The 15,757-nt window shown below is 73.5% G+C and carries 13 protein-coding genes; 4 read left to right on the plus strand and 9 right to left on the minus strand.

The window, feature by feature from the left end; genetic code table 11:
- Window positions 1-52: 52 nt before the first annotated feature.
- Together OO60_RS28470 and OO60_RS28475 are read right to left on the minus strand one after the other, a co-directional pair.
- The gene (locus OO60_RS28470; RefSeq protein ID WP_033262473.1) at window positions 53-613 is read right to left on the minus strand and encodes a DinB family protein; all 561 of its coding nucleotides are present in this window, start codon (window positions 611-613) and stop codon (window positions 53-55) included.
- A 13-nt stretch (window positions 614-626) separates the two neighbouring features.
- Window positions 627-3,899, minus strand: a complete 3,273-nt coding sequence (locus OO60_RS28475) for a glucodextranase DOMON-like domain-containing protein (RefSeq protein ID WP_033262474.1) — start codon at window positions 3,897-3,899, stop codon at window positions 627-629.
- A 123-nt stretch (window positions 3,900-4,022) separates the two neighbouring features.
- On the opposite strand from OO60_RS28475, the gene OO60_RS28480 reads away from it, so the two are divergent.
- Entirely contained in the window at window positions 4,023-4,433 is a 411-nt protein-coding gene (locus OO60_RS28480; protein WP_033262512.1) for an ATP-binding protein, read from the plus strand.
- A 5-nt stretch (window positions 4,434-4,438) separates the two neighbouring features.
- Here OO60_RS28480 and OO60_RS28485 read toward each other — a convergent pair whose 3' ends face one another.
- The 6 genes from OO60_RS28485 to OO60_RS28510 all read right to left on the minus strand — a co-directional run bounded on the left by OO60_RS28485 (window position 4,439) and on the right by OO60_RS28510 (window position 12,277).
- Complete coding sequence (locus OO60_RS28485) at window positions 4,439-5,173, minus strand: GAF and ANTAR domain-containing protein (RefSeq protein WP_033262475.1); 735 nt, start codon at window positions 5,171-5,173, stop codon at window positions 4,439-4,441.
- Window positions 5,174-5,412: 239 nt separating this feature from the next.
- Window positions 5,413-5,715 (minus strand): STAS domain-containing protein, encoded by a 303-nt coding sequence (locus tag OO60_RS28490; protein WP_033262476.1) that lies wholly within the window; start codon window positions 5,713-5,715, stop codon window positions 5,413-5,415.
- Window positions 5,712-9,794 carry a SpoIIE family protein phosphatase gene (locus OO60_RS28495; RefSeq protein WP_033262477.1) on the minus strand — a complete coding sequence of 1,361 codons (4,083 nt, stop codon included), beginning with the start codon at window positions 9,792-9,794 and terminating at the stop codon, window positions 5,712-5,714. The genes OO60_RS28490 and OO60_RS28495 overlap by 4 nt, the downstream gene beginning before the upstream one ends.
- Window positions 9,795-9,888: 94 nt before the next feature.
- A complete protein-coding gene (locus OO60_RS28500) occupies window positions 9,889-10,317 on the minus strand; it encodes an ATP-binding protein (protein ID WP_003075752.1) in 429 nt (142 codons plus the stop codon).
- Window positions 10,314-11,897, minus strand: a complete 1,584-nt coding sequence (locus OO60_RS28505; RefSeq protein ID WP_033262478.1) for a PP2C family protein-serine/threonine phosphatase — start codon at window positions 11,895-11,897, stop codon at window positions 10,314-10,316. The genes OO60_RS28500 and OO60_RS28505 overlap by 4 nt, the downstream gene beginning before the upstream one ends.
- Window positions 11,897-12,277, minus strand: a complete 381-nt coding sequence (locus tag OO60_RS28510; RefSeq protein ID WP_004558919.1) for an STAS domain-containing protein — start codon at window positions 12,275-12,277, stop codon at window positions 11,897-11,899. The genes OO60_RS28505 and OO60_RS28510 overlap by 1 nt, the downstream gene beginning before the upstream one ends.
- Window positions 12,278-12,444: 167 nt before the next feature.
- Between OO60_RS28510 and OO60_RS28515 the strand changes: the two genes are divergently transcribed.
- Window positions 12,445-12,828, plus strand: a complete 384-nt coding sequence (locus OO60_RS28515) for an STAS domain-containing protein (RefSeq protein WP_004558920.1) — start codon at window positions 12,445-12,447, stop codon at window positions 12,826-12,828.
- Window positions 12,829-12,847: 19 nt separating this feature from the next.
- On the opposite strand, the gene OO60_RS28520 is transcribed toward OO60_RS28515, so the two are convergent.
- Window positions 12,848-14,071 carry a PP2C family protein-serine/threonine phosphatase gene (locus tag OO60_RS28520; protein ID WP_004558921.1) on the minus strand — a complete coding sequence of 408 codons (1,224 nt, stop codon included), beginning with the start codon at window positions 14,069-14,071 and terminating at the stop codon, window positions 12,848-12,850.
- An 82-nt stretch (window positions 14,072-14,153) separates the two neighbouring features.
- Between OO60_RS28520 and OO60_RS28525 the strand changes: the two genes are divergently transcribed.
- Together OO60_RS28525 and OO60_RS28530 are read left to right on the plus strand one after the other, a co-directional pair.
- Window positions 14,154-14,873, plus strand: coding sequence for a histidine phosphatase family protein (locus tag OO60_RS28525; protein WP_004558922.1), 720 nt, complete (start codon window positions 14,154-14,156; stop codon window positions 14,871-14,873).
- The gene (locus tag OO60_RS28530) at window positions 14,851-15,720 is read left to right on the plus strand and encodes an NAD(P)H-hydrate dehydratase (protein WP_033262479.1); all 870 of its coding nucleotides are present in this window, start codon (window positions 14,851-14,853) and stop codon (window positions 15,718-15,720) included. Before OO60_RS28525 ends, OO60_RS28530 begins: the two co-directional genes overlap by 23 nt.
- Window positions 15,721-15,757 lie beyond the last annotated feature (37 nt).

Raw genomic sequence — 15,757 nt, forward strand, 5'->3', positions numbered from 1 at the left:
TATGCCTGGTTGTCTCCTTGATGGTGCCCTTGTGCACCTGCCGTGGCTTTGTCTAGCGTTTTGCTTCTGCTGCTCGCTGTACCTCTGTGTGGCGGGCCTTCCAGAACTCTGCGGTGCGGTTGCTCTCCGCTGCCGTCCTGCCGTCCAGTTGCTCGCGGAGGATGTCCGCGTGGCCTGCGTGGCGGTTCGTTTCCGTCAGTACGTGGACCAGGATGTTGAACAGCTTCACCTTGGGGCGGGGCCACCAGGGCACGTGGCCTGGTGCGTCGATCGGCAACTCGGTGATCGTTGTGTCCGCGTGGGTCCATGCCCTGCGGTAGCCCTCGATGATCTCTGCTCGTGACTCGTGCTCGGTTGCCCACATGTCCCTGCCTCGTGCTTCGGCGTCGTCCCAGCGTGGCAGTGACTCCGGGAACGGGCGGGCGAAGATCTCGCCGAAGTAGCGTGCCTCTGTCAGCGTCAGGTGCTTGACCAGGCCGAGCAGGTTCGTTCCCGTCATGGTCAATGGGCGGCGGATGTCGTACTCGGTCAGGCCGTCCAGCTTGCCGAGCAGCTCTTCGCGGATCTCGCGCAGGTCGCCGTGCAGGTAGTCCTTTGCGAACTCGTCGATCATGGCGTCCAGCCTGTCAGCCCACGGGCACTCCGCGCACCGTCACCGGGCCGCGGGTCGGGTCCAGCTCCAGCTTCTGGTCCACTCCGGATGGCGTCAGGACGTCGAACGCCTTCGGGGCCGTTGCCGGGTCCGCCGCGCAGATCGGGGTCGTTCCGCCGGGGGCGCACAGGCCGAACGTGTACTGACCCGCCGTCGGGGTGAACGGCCTCGCCTGGTCCGGGGAGTTGCCGTCCTGGCCGGTGAGCACCACCGCGAACGTCCAGCCCGGTCCCGGCGTCCCGAAGGCCTCCTTCGCCACGCTGACCGTGATGTACCGCGTTGCCTGCGACGCCTGCACCGACGGCGTTGCCAGCGAAGCGCCCGAAGCGTCGACGAGCGCTGGTTCGGCGAAGCCCTGGACCTCGATGCGGCGGCTCCAGGCGTCCTGGGCCGCGATCGTGTACGCGCGGCTCGGGAACGGGGCCGCCGTCGATGTTGCCGTTGCTGCCGGGTCGTGGCCGTAGATCGTCAGCAGCTGGGCGCCCAGTGGCGAGCCGAACGTCGGGGTCAGGTCGCGGAGCTGGGCCCGGAACACCAGGGTGGTGCCCGAGTCGATGATCTGGAACCGCTGCAGGTCGAACGCGCCCGCGTGGAAGTCGCCCGCCGTCGGGTACGTGTACGTGCCCGGGCCGTTGTCGTCGGCGTCCGGGTCCGTGGTGTCCAGCAGGACCGTTCCGGTCACGAAGTCCGAGCTGATCGTCTTCTGCGCGTAGCCCGTTCCGGCACCCGTTGCGGTCGCCGTGACCACGTTCGCGCCCAGCGGGGTCGGTACCGTCGCGGTGAACGTGCCCGCCGCCGAAGCCCGGGTCGACAGCACCGTCGTCGTGCCCGCGTCCGTCGCCGAGACGGCGAGGTCGACGCGGCTGCCCGGGGGCGCGGTTCCGGTGACCACGGCCGTTGCGGTGGACACCGATGCCGGTGCGTCGAGCGTGACAGCCAACGCTGCCGGGGGCGACGCGTACCGGGTGCGGACGTCGGCGGGCTGCTCGGGCAGGCGGCCGTCGTCGAGGGCGCGGGCCAGGCGCACCGACTGGGACTGCGCCCAGCTCAGCGGCGCCACCGACCCCACCGACTGGCCCGGTGTGAAGCCGATCGACGCCGTGCGCGGGTCCGAGCCGTACGGTGACGCGGGCAGCGCCGGGTTTTCCCAGATCTGCTCGGGGATCAGGCCCGTTCCGCCCGTCTGCGCCCGCATCGCGCGCAGCAGGGCCGCCGCGCCCGCCCGGTCGCCGGTTTGGACGGCCTGCTCGCCGCGTTCACCCGCGAGGACCGGCCAGAGGTGGCCGGAACCGGTGTTCGTCGACGGCCAGGGAGCGCCCGTGGGGCCGCAGTTCGTCGGGTCCGGTTCGTAGCAGTCGCCGTAGCCGTCCTCGCTGCCCGCCGCCGACGTGCCGTAGCGGTACCAGCCCGGGCCGGCCGGGGTGTCCCGCTTGATCACGCGGTCCACGACGGCGAGCGACGCGGCGACGTCGGGGTCGTTCGCGGGCAGCACGCCCAGGCGCGTCAGCTCGAGGAAGCCGGCGTCGACGATCGCGCGCTGGTCGGCGTCGACCGAACCGTTGCCGAGGTTGTAGATCCACTCCGAGTCCGGGTTGCCGTTCTTGGTCAGCCGCAGGAAGTACCGGCCGCCGTACGGGCCGGTGGACGTCACGGTCCAGCCCTTGATGCTGCGCTGGAAGTGGTCCGCGGTCGCGCGGTAGACGTTCGCGCGCGCCGGGTCGCCGTTGCGGTCGGCGATCACGCCCGCCGCGACGAGGCCGGCGATCTCCGCGGCGATCGTCGAGGGGGAGTAGCCGCCCTGTTCCTCCCAGCGCTCGGAGCCGAACGCCGGTCCGTGCGCCACGACGAAGTCCGCGGCCGCCCGGATGTGGCCCGTGTAGAGGGTGCGGTCGCGGTCCAAGCCGGCCTGCAGCGCCATCAGGATCGGGTATGCGCTCTCGTCGAGCTGGTCACCACCCGAGTCGGGTGCCTTCTTGCCGTTGAGCAGCGAGTTGCGCGGGAACCGGCCGTCCGGCTGCTGCTGCCGCGCGAACAGCCACCGGACGCTCGCCCGCGCCGTCTCGCGATCGCCGGCGGCCAGGAGGCCGGAGAAGCTTTCGTAGAGGTCGCGGGCGAAGATCTCGCGGTAGGAACCGAAGTAGACCGGCTTGCCGCCGGGCGCGTCGCCCGCGGACACCGCCTGACCCCACGGGCTGCCGAGCGACGCGACCACCGCGCCCGGGAACGTCTTGTCCTCACTGGCCTTCAGCACGTTGACCGACTGGTAGTAGGCAGCAGTGTCTTCGGAATCCTTGCCCCGCAGCGGGATCAGCCCGTTGTCGTAGTCACGCCACTCGCGCGCGTACTCGCGGTAGCTCTGCTCGAACGGCGTGCGCAGGCTCGCCCCGGCCGTCGCGACGGCGGCCCGGGCGTCCGCGCCGAAGCCCAGCGCCAGCACCGAGGGGCGGCGCGGCTGCAGGTCCAGCTGCGCGGTCTGGACGACGTTGCCGTTCACCGCCGACGGCGTCGTGTCGGTGAGCCGGTGGTCGCGGTCCAGCTGGGCCAGGCCGTCGCCCGCGGTGCCCGCGAACCCGCTGCCGGTGGCCAGGAACCGGCGGTCGGCGCGCAGGGCCGCGGCCAGCGGGGTGCCGTAGTCGCGGGCCGGCGCGCTCGACACCGTATTGCTGTCGGCGCTGACCAGCGCGGACGTCGCCGCGTCGACGGTCGCCGTGTCACCGCCGCCGTTGGCCGGGCCGCCGCCACCGTTGCCGTTGATGCTCGCGTCGAACCGCACGTACACCTTGAGGTCGCGCCCGGAGTCCCGCAGCGGTTCCAGCCGGGTGCGGATGAGCACGCCGGTCCGGGCCGGGTCGGCCAGGTACTCGGTGACCAGCCGGTACCGCCCGCTGCGCGGCGTCGACGTCACCTTGCACGCCATCCCGCCCGCGCTCGTGCGGACCGTGTAGGTCATGTCCCGCGCCTGCAGGTCGGTGAAGCTGCGGCCGTCGGTGACCGCGAACTGCAGCGTTTCGACGTTCGTGTTGTCGATCACCGGCGCGTAGACGTCGGACAGCACGCCGCCCGCCACGGTGAACCACGCCTTGCTCGTGGTGTTCCGCGCGGTGCCGAGGCAGTCCTTGCGGGCCAGGCCGAAGTGCGAGCCGGCCCCCGGTCCGGGCGCCGCGGCGGCCGCGGTGGCCGCCGGGGCGGGCAGGAGGGTCGCGGCGAGCACCGCGCACAGCACCACGGACGACGTCGACCGAATCATCCGCCCATCCGATCACGACCGCCCCGGCGTGCACCAGGGCCGAACGGCGCCAGGAGCTCTTTACCGGTGATTGAGAATCCGAACCGGTGGGTAGCAAACCAGAAGTCCCCCGAGGAGGTGAACGTGGAAGAGCCGGGATCGGACGGATGGCGGTACCGCGGCACGATTTCGCCACGGACGCTGCCGAGCCTGCGGCGGCACCTGGTCTCGTGGCTGCGGCGGCGTGCCGGCGACGAGGTCGGGCGGCAGGCCGACGACGTCGTCCTCGCCTGCTGGGAGGCGATGACCAACGTGCTCGACCACGCCTACCACGGGCAACCCGGGCTGATCGACGTCCGCGCCCGGATCGACCAGGACGTGCTGATCGTCACCGTGGCCGACCAGGGCCGGTGGGCGACGCTCGCCGAGCGCGCCGACGACGGGCGCGGCCTGCGCCTGATCCAGGCCCTGGTGGACGGGCTCGACCTCCGCTCGACCGAGAACGGCACCGTCTTCACGCTCACCTGGCCGTTCCCGGCCCGCCGCACGGCCTGAGCGGCTCAGCCGGGGGACTCGGCCGAGGACAGGTCTTCGACGAACCGGGTCGCGATGTCCCGGAGCTTCACGTTGGTGCGCTGCGATTCGGTGACCAGGAGCTTCATCGCGTCGTCGGCGCTGATCCGGTGCACGGCCATCAGGATGCCCTTCGCCTGCTCGATCACCGCCCGCGACCGCATCGCCGCCTCGAGCTCGGTGGCCCGCTGCCGGGCCCGGTGGTAGCGCCGCGTCGTCCGCAGCCCGAACGAGACGACCGTGGTGTAGAGCTCCAGCAGCCGCGAGTCGGTCTCCGCGAAGCCGTGGCCGCCGTAGCCGAAGAGGTTGAGCGCGCCGGACAGGTGCTCGTCGACGCGCAGCGGCGCGGCGAGGTAGCTGCCGACCCCGAGTTCGAGGGCACGCGCGGTGAACTCGGGCCACGTCGCCCCGGCCGTGGCGAGCGGGAGCCGCACCACCTCGCCGGTCTCCGCCGCGCGCAGGCACGGCCCTTCGCCCGCGGCGTACTGGAACCGGTCGATTTCGACGGCGCGTTCGTCGGTGGAGGCCGCGGTTTCCGGTTCGCCGTCCCGGATCGCGGTGATGCTCGCTAGGTCGGCGCCCGGGATGGCGCGGACGGCCTCGGCGCAGACCGCGCCGAGGATCTCCGCTTCGCCGGGCTCGGCTTCCAGCGCGCCGGTGAGGTCGGCCATGGCGGCGGTCAGCTCGTCGAACTGCTCGGGCAGGATCGGGTCACCGGTCATGCGGTCATCTCCGTCCCGGATGGCTGCGGCTGCGGACCGCTGCTGCTTCAACGGAACGGCAGCACTTTACCCGCGTCCGGTGCGTCTTCCGCAACACCCGAGGGCGGTGACTCCGGCCCGTCGCTCGCTGCTGAACGTCGTGGGTTGGGCGCCGGGGCCACCTGGCGACGGACGGCAGCACAACCCACCCGACCGCCGTCGCTGCCGCCCGCTTACCCCGTGGAACGGCGGTCAACCGTTCAGCGGATCATCACCTTCGCCACCTGGGTGAGCCCGGACACGCGCAGCACCCGGTCGAGCAGCCGCGGCGCGAGCAGCCGCAGGTCGTGGTCGGCCGCCCGGTCGAACAACACCGCGACGCCCGCGCTGTCGAGGTAGGTCACCCCGGTCAGGTCCACCGTCACCGCGGGGCCGGCCGCCAGCTCGCGGTCCAGGGCCGCGCCGAACTCCGCGGCGTTGCTCATGTCGATCTCGCCCGTGACGGCCAGCACCCGGTCGCCGTCGTCGCCCGGGTCGCTGACCAGCGTGAGTCCCGTCGTCACGAACCGATCCTCCATTCCAGCGTGACGGTGGTCCCGGCGGCGTCGTGCCGGAAGGCGACCGTGTCGGCCAGCGCCTCCATCATCGGCACGCCGCGGCCGCGCAGCACGTGGTTGTCCGGCGGCGGCTGCTTCCAGCGGCCCCGGTCGGTCACCGTGACGACCAGGTGCCCGCCGGTGAACCGGGCCGCCAGGTGGGCGCTCGCCCCGGCGCCGCCGAGGTAGGCGTGCTCGACGGCGTTGGCGCAGGCCTCGCCCGCCGCCACGAGCACGTCCTGCGCGAGGTCCGGCTCGAGCTCCGCGTTCTCCAGCCACGCGCGCAGCCAGTGCCGGGTCGAGGCGAGGTGGTCCGGGTCCGCGGCGAACTCGAAGTCCAGTGCGGGCACCGAGCGGCGGTAGAGCAGCAAGGCGACGTCGTCTTCGTAGCCGTCCGCCGGGCGCAGCCGGTCCATCAGGCCGGCGGCCAGGTCGCCGAGTTCCGCGTCCCGCGTGTCGTGGGCGACCGTGGTGGCCCGCTCCATGCCGTCGTCGAGGTCTTCGCGGCGGCGCTCGACCAGCCCGTCGGTGTAGAGCATGAGCAGGGAGCCGATCGGCACGACCGCTGTGGCCTCCGGGCGCGGCGCCGCGATGTGCACGGCGAGCGGCACGCTCCCGGCGTCCTCCAGCAGCTGCGCCGTGCCGTCGCGGTGGACGAGGGTGGCGGGCAGGTGCCCGGCGCTGCTGTAGGTGAGCGTGCCGGTGGCCGGGTCCAGGATCCCGCAGAAGACGGTGGTGCACAGGGCACCCGGCAGCCGCCAGGCGAACCGGTCGAGCGCGGCCAGCGTGTGCGCCGGGCTGCTGGCTTCCAGCAGCAGCGCCCGGCAGGCGCTGCGCAGCTGGCCCATCACCGCGGCCGCGGCCAGGCCCCGGCCGACGCAGTCGCCGACGACGATGCCGATCCGGTCGCCGCGCAGCGGGACGACGTCGTACCAGTCGCCGCCCACCTCCAGCGGCGGGGTCGCCGGCTCGTAGCGCACCGCGAAGCCGTCGGGCAGCCGGGCCGGGCCGAGGATCGAGCGCTGCAGGGCGAGCGCGACCTCCCGCTGCCGGTCGTCCCGGTGGGCGCGGCGCAGTGCGTGCGCGAGTGTCCCGGCCAGCAGCGCGAGCAGCGTGCGGTCCTCGGTGCCGAGCGGCCGGCCCGGCGCGGGGTCGATCCACAGCGTCAGCCGGCCGCCGGGGTGGTCGAGGGTGGTGCCCGCGCCGCCGTCCGCCGGGGTCGCGTGCAACGCCGGCAGCGCGCGGACCTCGTCGAGCGTCGCGCGCAGCGGGGCGGCGAGGCCGGCCCAGCGGCGGTCGCCGGGATCGGTGGAGGCGATTTCCGGCTCGCCGTCCGGTGGCCAGGTCACCGCGAGGACGCGCCGGGCGTCCCACAGCTCGCGCAGCAGCTCCAGCGCGGTGCGCAGCACCTCCGGGGTGCCGCTGATCCCGGCGAGGCGCCGGTTCATCGAGGCGAGCGCGCTTTCGCGCTGGACGGCGTAGCGCTCGGCGGTCACGTCGCGGATCGTGCCGACCACCCGGCGGCGGCCCTCGTCGTCGTGCAGCTGGTTGTAGGCGATGGCGATCCACACCCGGTGCCCGGCCCGGTGCCGCATCGGCAGGACGAGGCTGCCGGCGGGCTCGCCCCACGCGCGTTCGGACGCGTCGGCGACCTGGCGGTGGGCGGCGGGGTCGGTGTCCGGGTCCGGCCACCACGGGAACGGCGGGGCGTAGGGCAGCCCGCCGGTGCCGAAGCCGAGCAGTTCGGTGAACGCCGTGTTGATCTCCACGACCCGGCCGTCGGCGTCGCAGACGAAGAAACCCTCCTGCAGCGACTCGATCATCGCCGCGCGCCACCGGGTGTGCTGCGACCGCAGCCGCGCCAGCTGCACGGTCGTGCGGACGCGGGCGAGCAGCTCCCGCGCCGAGAAGGGCTTCACCAGGTAGTCGTCGGCGCCGGCGGCCAGGCCGTCGACGGCCGCTTCCTGACCGGCCCGCGCGGACAGCAGCAGCACGGGCACCGCGGCGGTGCGCGGGTCGCCGCGCAGCTCGGCGAGCAGGCCGAGGCCGTCCAGGCGCGGCATCATGACGTCGCTGATGATCAGCTCGGGTGGCTCGGCGCGCGCGGCGGCGAACGCCTCGACGCCATCGCTCACCGCCGTCACCGCGTAGTCGTCGCGCAGCAGCCGGACCAGGTAGTCGCGCATGTCGGCGTTGTCGTCGGCGACCAGCACGCGAGCCCCCTCGGCCACGGCGGGCGCCGGCCGGGCGGCCCGGTCGTCGCCGTCGGGCAGCCAGCGCAGCGCCTCCTGCACGTACGGTTCCGCCGTCTCCGCGGTGAGGCCGCCGGGCGAAGGCTCCGCGACGACGTGCTCGGCGGGCAGGTGCCGCGTGCCCAGCGGCACCCGGACCCGGAACGTCGTCCCGCTGCCCGGCGTGCTCTCCACGGTGACGCTGCCGCCGTGCATGCCCACGAGCTCGCGTACCAGTGCCAGGCCGATCCCGCTGCCCTCGTTCGACCGCGCCCGTGCCGACGGGATCCGGTGGAACCGCTCGAACAGGCGCGGCAGCTCGGCGGCGTCGATCCCGGTGCCGGTGTCGGACACGGCGACCACGGCGGCCCCGCGGTCCAGGACGGCGCTCACCCGGATCGCGCCGTCGAAGGTGAACTTGACCGCGTTGGACAGCAGGTTGAAGACGACCTTCTCCCACATCCCGCGGTCGACGTGCACCGGCTCGGGCAGCGGGCCGCAGTCGACCTCGAACGCGAGCCCGGCCCGTTCGACCGCGGCGCGGAAGACGCTGGCCAGCTCCGCGGTGAACGTCCCGAGGTCGACCGGTTCGAAGCGCGCCTGCATCCGGCCCGCCTCGATCCGGGAGAAGTCGAGCAGGTTGTTCACCAGCCGCCCCAGCCGCAGGGCGTTGCGGTGGATGACGTCGACCTCGTCCCGGACGCGGTCGCCGGTGTCGCCCAGGGTTTCCCGCAGCTCGGCCGCGGGGCCCAGGATCAGGGTGAGCGGGGTCCGGAACTCGTGGCTGATGTTGGCGAAGAACGTGGTCTTCGCCGCGTCGAGCGCGGCCAGCTCCTCGGCGCGCCGCTGCTGGACCTGGTAGGCGATCGCGCCGTTGACCAGTGCCGTCGTCTGCTGGGCGACCAGCCCGAGGAACGTCCGGTAGGGCTCGTCGAGCGCCCGGCCGGCGCTGGCCGCCAGCACGATCACCCCGGTGGCCGCGTCACCCGCGTCGCCGGGCAGCGGCAGCACCACGGCCTCGGCGGGCGGCGTCGACCAGCTCCCCGTGGGCAGTTCGCCGAACACCCCGTCCGACACCGTCCGCGCGACCCCGTCGGCGAGCACGTCCTTCAGCGGCCACGCGGACTCGTCGCCCGCGCCGGCCCCGCCGGGGGTGACGGCCGCGAGCGCCAGTTCGCCGTCGTCGCCGCGGATGTGGATCGCGGCGTAGGGGACGTCGGCTTCCGCGCGGCCCAGCAGACCGGCGACGAGCTCGCAGGCTTCGTCCACCGTGCGGGCGACCCCGGCCTGGGCGCCGAGCTCGCGCAGCGTCGCCAGCCGGCGGGCGCCGATCACGCGCTCGGTCGTGTCCGAGACCGCGGTGAACACCGCCCGCACCGCGCCGCTGTCGTCGTGGACCGGGCTGTAGGAGTACGTCCAGTACGTCTCTTCCCAGTAGCCGTGCCGGTTCATCGGCAGCAGCAGGTCCTCCGACCAGGTCGCCTCGCCGGTGGTCATCACGCTGTCCAGCATCGGGCCGATGATGTGCCAGATCTCGGCCCAGACCTCCGACCCCGGCTTGTCCAGCGCGGGGTGCTTGGTGCCCAGCAGCGGCAGGTACGCGTCGTTGTAGAGGAACCGCAGCTCGGGACCCCACCAGACGATCATGGGGAAGCGGGAGGTGAGGCAGATCCGGACGGCCGTGGTCAGGCTCGGTGGCCAGTCCCGCGGCTCCCCGAGCGGGGACGACGTCCAGTCGAAGTCCCGCATCCGGGCGGCCATCCGGCTGGTCCCGGGAAACACGGCACGGTGGCCGGCTTCTTCCCCGACGCTCATCACACTCCCGGCTCAAGCGACCCCGGCCGAGCCTACTCGACCTCCGGCGGAGCTGCCGGGCACGCGCGTTCACGCGCCCGGGTGAGCACCGGGTTCAGTCGAGCGGGGCTTCGCCGGTCAGCCACGTCATGGTCACCGTGGTGCCGTCTTCCCGGTGCACCTGGGCGCTGTGGTCGGCGAGGGTGTCGATGAGCAGCAGGCCGCGGCCGCGCAGCCCGTTCGTCGACTGCGGCGGCCGCCAGGTGCCGTAGTCGGTGACCGTCACGGTGATCCGGCCGGGCAGCGCTTCGGCCCGGACGTCGACCGGGCCCGCTTCGCCGGGGTAGGCGTGCTCGGCGGTGTTCGCCATCGCTTCGTAGCCGGCGAGGACGATGTCCTCCCGCCGTTCGGCGTCCAGGTGCAGCGTGGTGAGCCAGCGGTCCAGGGCTTCGCGCAGTTCCGGCAGGCGGCCGGCCAGCGCGGTCGAGCGCCGGTGGAACGAGGCCGGGGGAGCGGGCGCGCCCGGCGGGCGGGGGGCCGTCATGGGGCATCCTCTCCGCGGTGGCGCACGTGGATCAGGGCGATGTCGTCGTCGTGCCGTCCGCTGGTCAGCTCTTCGACGAGCTTGTCCCACGCCGTGCCGAGGTCGGCGGCGGCGAGCACGCCGGGAATACCCGCCAGGAGCCATTCGACGCCGAGGGTGAGGTCGCGGGTGCGGCTTTCGACCAGCCCGTCGGTGTAGAGCACCAGGTCCGCGCCGGGCGGGAACCCGGTCGTCCGCTGGGGGAACACCGAGCCGACCCCCAGCGGCTGCGCGAGTGCCTCGCCGATCTGCTCGGGTGGCTCGCCCGGGCGGATCATGATGGCGGGCAGGTGGCCGGCGTTCGCGTAGCGCAGCGTGCCGTCGGACGGCTGGTGGACCGCGTAGAAGCAGGTCACGAAGCTTTCGCCGAACAGCCCGCCGGTCAGCTCGGAGACGTTGCGCAGCACCTCCGACGGCGGCAGCTCCAGCAGGGCGTAGCTGCGGATCGCCGTCCGGACCTGGCCCATCACCGTCGCGGCCGTGACGCCGTGCCCGACGACGTCGCCGATGACGAACGCGGTGCCGCCCGACGGCAGCCGGATGACGTCGAACCAGTCGCCGCCGACCTTGCTGCCGGTGACCGCGGGCAGGTACCGGGTTACCACGTCGAGGCCCGGGGTGGCCGGGGCGACCGGCAGCATGCTGCGGGACAGCTCGGTGGCGAGGGTGCGCTCGCGCTCGTAGAGCCGGGCGTTGTCCAGCGCGATGGCCGAGTAGGCGGCGATGCCCTCGGCGAGGTATTCGTGGCGGGCGGTGAACCGGTCCGGCTCGGGGTGGCCGAAGAAGAACCCGCCCAGCACCTCGCCGGAGGTCGGGCTGATCACCGAGACGGCCAGGTAGCTGCACACCGGCAGGTGGCCTTCCGGCATCCCGTGGTGGGGTGCGTTCTTGCCGAACCGCGGGTCCTTCGTGATGTCGGGGCTGCGGACGGTGCCGGTGCCGTCGAAGGTCGGCGCGAACACGGCGGTGTTGCGCGGCATCGGGAACCGGGAGAACGCTTCCTTCGGCACCCCGGAAATCGTGTAGAGCGTGTACGACTCGCCCAGCTCGTCGATCAGGTTGTAGAAGAAGGCGCCGAAACCGGCGCCGGTCGCCTGCGTGGCCGCGTCGGTCGCGTCCTGCACGATCCGGTCGATGTCGAGCTGCGCGGTCAGTTCGCGGCCGGTGGAGTGCAGCGCGTCGAGCACCGTGGCTTCGCTGCGCAGCCGGCGGACCGTGCCGGCGAGGTCCGCGGTGGCGGCCTCGATGGCGGCGGCGACGGCCGACGGCGGCGTACCGGTGGCCGCGGTGGTGTAGACCACTGCGCCGTACCGGCCGGCCTCGGCGGCGACGGCGATCGCGCCGGTGATCCGCTCGCCCGGCACCAGGTCCGCGAGGACCGCGCGGTCGGTCACCGCGAGCGCGACGTGGTCGCCGAGCACCGCGGCCACCTCGGCCGGCCCGAGCGGGCGGACCGCGGTGGCCGCCGGAGCGCCGTCGCCGCCGACGAAGGCGCGGCGCACCGCGTCGAGCACGGCGTCGAACCCCGGCGAAAACGTCATCAGCGCACCAGCGCGTCGGACAGCGACGGGTAGATGGCGAGTTCGTCGACCAGCCGGGTCAGTTCCAGCGGGCGCAGGGTGATCCGGCCACTGGCGACCACCCGCAGGGGTGCCGAGGCGGGGGTTCCGCGGTGCGCGCGGACGAGCTCGGCCATGCCCGCCGAGGCGAGGAAGGTGACGTCCGTGAGGTCGATGACGAGCAGCTGGGTGCCCAGCCGGGTCGCGCGTTCGGCCAGCCGGCGCAGTTTCGGCGCGAGCGCTAGGTCGAGCGCGCCGTCGACACGCAGCACCGCCGCGCCGTCGTGGCTTTCCAGCACCACCGATCCCGCGGAGCCGGCGGCGTCGCCGAGTGCGTCCTCGGTCACGTCCCGTTCGCTCATGGTGCTCATCCTGCCTGTTCGGGGGCGTGGCGGAAAGCACGAGGGGTGCTGACACGGCGGCGTGTCGCCCGGGCAGGCATGATTGACAGCGGTTGAGCAGACAGCCTTCGTGATCACGCACGCCCACCGGACGCCGGTGGAGCTGCCGAAGGCGAGGAGAAAACGTCATGACCGAGCACACCCACACTGAAAGCTCGGCCACCGCTGTGCCGTTCGGGGAGTTCCGGATCAGCCGAACGGAGCAAGGGGAAGCGGTCGTCGTCGAGGTCGCCGGGGACGTGGACACGACCACCGCGCCGGCTCTCGTGCAGGCCGCGGACGAAGCACTGGCCGACCAGCCGCCCGTGCTGGTGGTCGACCTGAGCCGGGTCGAGTTCCTCGCCTCGCCCGGTCTCACCGCCCTGCTGACGATCCACCGCAATGCCGGTACCGGCACCGCGGTCCGGATCGTCGCGTCCGGCCGGGCGACCCTGCGCCCGATCCAGCTGACCGGGCTCGAGGAAAGCCTTTCGCTGTTCCCGACCCGGGATGCGGCTCTCACCGGGTCCTGACAGTGCCGTCCCGGCCGCGTCAGCTGCCGGCCGGGACGCTCCGGCGCTCGATGGTCAGCAGGGCGACGTCGTCCTGGGCCGCCCGGTTGCCGATCATCGCGGCCATGATCCGCGCGCAGACCCGGTCCGGGTCGCCGCCGCGCACGGTCGCCGCCAGCTGCACCATCCCGACGTCGACCGGCCGGTCCCGGCGTTCCACCAGTCCGTCGGTGTAGAAGGCCAGCACGGCGCCCACCGGCAGCTCCACGACCGTCGTCCGCCGCTCCGGCGCCCCGATGGTCAGCCCGATCGGGGGATCCGGCGGCGCGTCGACCAGCCGGCCCGGTTCGCCGGCCAGCGCCAGCACCGGCGGCAGGTGCCCGGCGAGGGACAGCGTCAGCGCCTCGCGGTCCGGCCCGATGATCCCGTAGGCCACCGTGGCCATCGCCCCGTGCTCGAAGTGGTTCGCCTTGCGGTCGAGCTTGGCGAGCACGTCGGCGGGGCTTTCGCAGTCGAGGGCGTAGGCCCGCAGCGCACTGCGCAGCCGTCCCATGATCACCGCCGCGTCGAGGCCGTGGCCGGAGACGTCGCCCATCACCACGCCGAGCCGGTCACCCGGCAGCGTGAACAGGTCGTACCAGTCGCCGCCGATGCCGGTCTCCGCGCCGGGCACGTACCGCGCACCGAAGGCCAGGCCGGCCACCTCGGGCAGGCTGCTCGGCAGCAGGCTGCGCTGCAGCGCCATGGTGGCGGTGCGGTTCTCCTCCAGCGCCTCCACCTGGATCGCCATCGCCAGGCGGTCGGCGAGCAGCTGCATGGTGGCCACGTCGGCCTCGCCGAACTCCCGCGGCGCGACCGAACCGACGTGCAGCACGCCGACGAGCTCGCTGCCGGCGACCATCGGCACGCCGAGCATGGAGTGCAGCCCGCGTTCCCAGAGCAGGGAGTTGACGACGGTGGTCTCGTCGACGTGGTCCAGGATCACCGGCACCCGTTCGAGGGCCACCCGGCCGGCGAAACCGCTGCCGACCGGCACCCGGACACCCTGGTGGACCTCTTCCTCGATGCCGGCCGCCGCGAACGCGACGAGCTGGCGGCCGCTGGGCTGGTACCGCAGCACAGTCGCGGTGTCGACCGCCATGACCTCGCGCAGGCGCTGGAGGGTCTCGACCAGCACCTCGGCCAGCCCGAGGTGCGCGGCGGGGGCGCCGAGGATCGTTTCCAGCTGGTGCAGCCGGTTCTGGGCGTCGAGACTTCGCGACATGGAACGACCCTAGCCGCAACTGGTTTGCCGGCCTAACCATCCCGGGTTTCGGCGGCGGGTCCCGCGGGGTAACCAGGCCGTCGTGAACGTCGACTTGGACTGGGTGGGTGTGCTGCGGCACGGCCAGAGCACCGGGAACGTGGCCAGGGAAGCGGCGGAGTCGGCGGGGGCGGATGTGATCGACATCGCCGAGCGCGACGCCGACGTGCCGCTCACGGACCTGGGGCGGGAACAGGCATCGGCCGCGGGGAAGTTCCTCGCCGAGCGGCCGCCGGACGTCGTCATTACCTCGACCTACCGCCGGGCGTGGGACACCGCCCGGCTGGCCGCGCCCGACGGCGTGCCGATCGTCCCGGACGAACGGCTGCGCGACCGCGAACTCGGCGTGCTGGATCTGCTGACCTCCCACGGCGTCCGCGAACGGTGGCCCGACGAACTGCGGCGCAAGCGGCGGCTGGGCAAGTTCTACTACCGGCCGCCGGGCGGCGAGTCCTGGGCCGACGTCGTGCTGCGGCTGCGGTCCCTGCTGGCCGAGCTGAGCGCGGAGCACGCGGGAAAGCGCGTTCTGCTGGCCGCGCACGAAATGACGGTCTTCGCCCTGCGGTACCTCCTCGAAGGACTGCCGGAACCCGACCTGCTGCGCGCGGCCGACGCCACCGAGGTCCCGAACGGGTCGGTGACGGCCTGGGAACGCGACCACGACGGCGGGTTCACCATGGTGCTGGCCCAGGAGGTCGGTCACCTGCACGCCACCGGTACCCCGCCGACGGCGGACGACGATGCCGCGCAGCAGCTCTCCTGAGCCGGCGCCGGTCAGCCCGGCCCTGCTGCGGGACTGGCGGATCGGCGCGGAAGACCGCGGCACCGTGCTCGTCGTCGGCGGCGCCCGGTCAGTGCCGGGCGCGCCGGCGCTGTCCGGGACCGCGGCCCTGCGCGCCGGGGCCGGCACGCTGCAGCTCGCGGTCGCCGAACGGCACGCGACGGCGATCGGCGTCTCGGTGCCCGAGTCGTCGGTCGTCGGGCTGCCGGAAACCGCTTCCGGCGCGATCGCCGCGGACGCCGCCGACCGGCTGGCCGACGTGCTCCCCGGCGCCGGGACCGTCGTGGCCGGCCCCGGCCTCACCGGCGTTTCGGAGACCGAGGAACTGCTGCGGCGCCTGGTCCCGGCCATCGCCCCGGACGCGAAGGTGGTGCTCGACGCGTTCGCACTCGGCGCGCTGAGCCGGGACCCGTCACTCGCGGAGCCCCTGGCGGGCCGGCTCCTTCTCACCCCGAACCGGGTCGAAGCCGCCTACCTCGACGGCTGCGAGGAGAAGGAGGTCGACGACCTGGAGACGGCGGTCCGGATCGCCGGTCGCTACCGGGGTGTGGTCCTGCTGATGGGCGTGGTCGCTTCGCCGGACGGCCGCGTGTGGCGCGACGGCAGCGGCCACGTCGGCTTGGCGACGTCGGGCAGCGGCGACGTGCTGGCCGGCCTGACCGGCGGCTTCCTCGCCCGCGGCGCGTCGGCCGACCAGGCGGCCTGCTGGGCGACGCACGTCCACGCCGTGGCCGGCCAGCGGCTGATCCCGGACACCGGCAGCACGGGCCTGCTGGCACGCGAGCTGGTCGCCGAGATCCCGCGCGTCATCGCCGAACTGGAGCGCTGATCCCACCCGCTCGTGAGTGGTAAGGCGAGTTCTAACT

The organism is Amycolatopsis vancoresmycina, from assembly GCF_000716785.1.
Classification (GTDB): domain Bacteria; phylum Actinomycetota; class Actinomycetes; order Mycobacteriales; family Pseudonocardiaceae; genus Amycolatopsis; species Amycolatopsis vancoresmycina.

What these genes read in the sequence shown, in the direction of transcription:
- OO60_RS28470 (WP_033262473.1), bottom strand. Translation starts at nt 613, where the DNA reads ATGATCGACGAGTTCGCAAAGGACTACCTGCACGGCGACCTGCGCGAG.
- OO60_RS28485 (WP_033262475.1), bottom strand. Translation starts at nt 5,173, where the DNA reads ATGACCGGTGACCCGATCCTGCCCGAGCAGTTCGACGAGCTGACCGCC.
- OO60_RS28500 (WP_003075752.1), bottom strand. Translation starts at nt 10,317, where the DNA reads ATGACGGCCCCCCGCCCGCCGGGCGCGCCCGCTCCCCCGGCCTCGTTC.
- OO60_RS28530 (WP_033262479.1), top strand. Translation starts at nt 14,851, where the DNA reads ATGCCGCGCAGCAGCTCTCCTGAGCCGGCGCCGGTCAGCCCGGCCCTG.
- OO60_RS28505 (WP_033262478.1), bottom strand. Translation starts at nt 11,897, where the DNA reads ATGACGTTTTCGCCGGGGTTCGACGCCGTGCTCGACGCGGTGCGCCGC.
- OO60_RS28515 (WP_004558920.1), top strand. Translation starts at nt 12,445, where the DNA reads ATGACCGAGCACACCCACACTGAAAGCTCGGCCACCGCTGTGCCGTTC.
- OO60_RS28495 (WP_033262477.1), bottom strand. Translation starts at nt 9,794, where the DNA reads ATGAGCGTCGGGGAAGAAGCCGGCCACCGTGCCGTGTTTCCCGGGACC.
- OO60_RS28475 (WP_033262474.1), bottom strand. Translation starts at nt 3,899, where the DNA reads ATGATTCGGTCGACGTCGTCCGTGGTGCTGTGCGCGGTGCTCGCCGCG.
- OO60_RS28520 (WP_004558921.1), bottom strand. Translation starts at nt 14,071, where the DNA reads ATGTCGCGAAGTCTCGACGCCCAGAACCGGCTGCACCAGCTGGAAACG.
- OO60_RS28510 (WP_004558919.1), bottom strand. Translation starts at nt 12,277, where the DNA reads ATGAGCGAACGGGACGTGACCGAGGACGCACTCGGCGACGCCGCCGGC.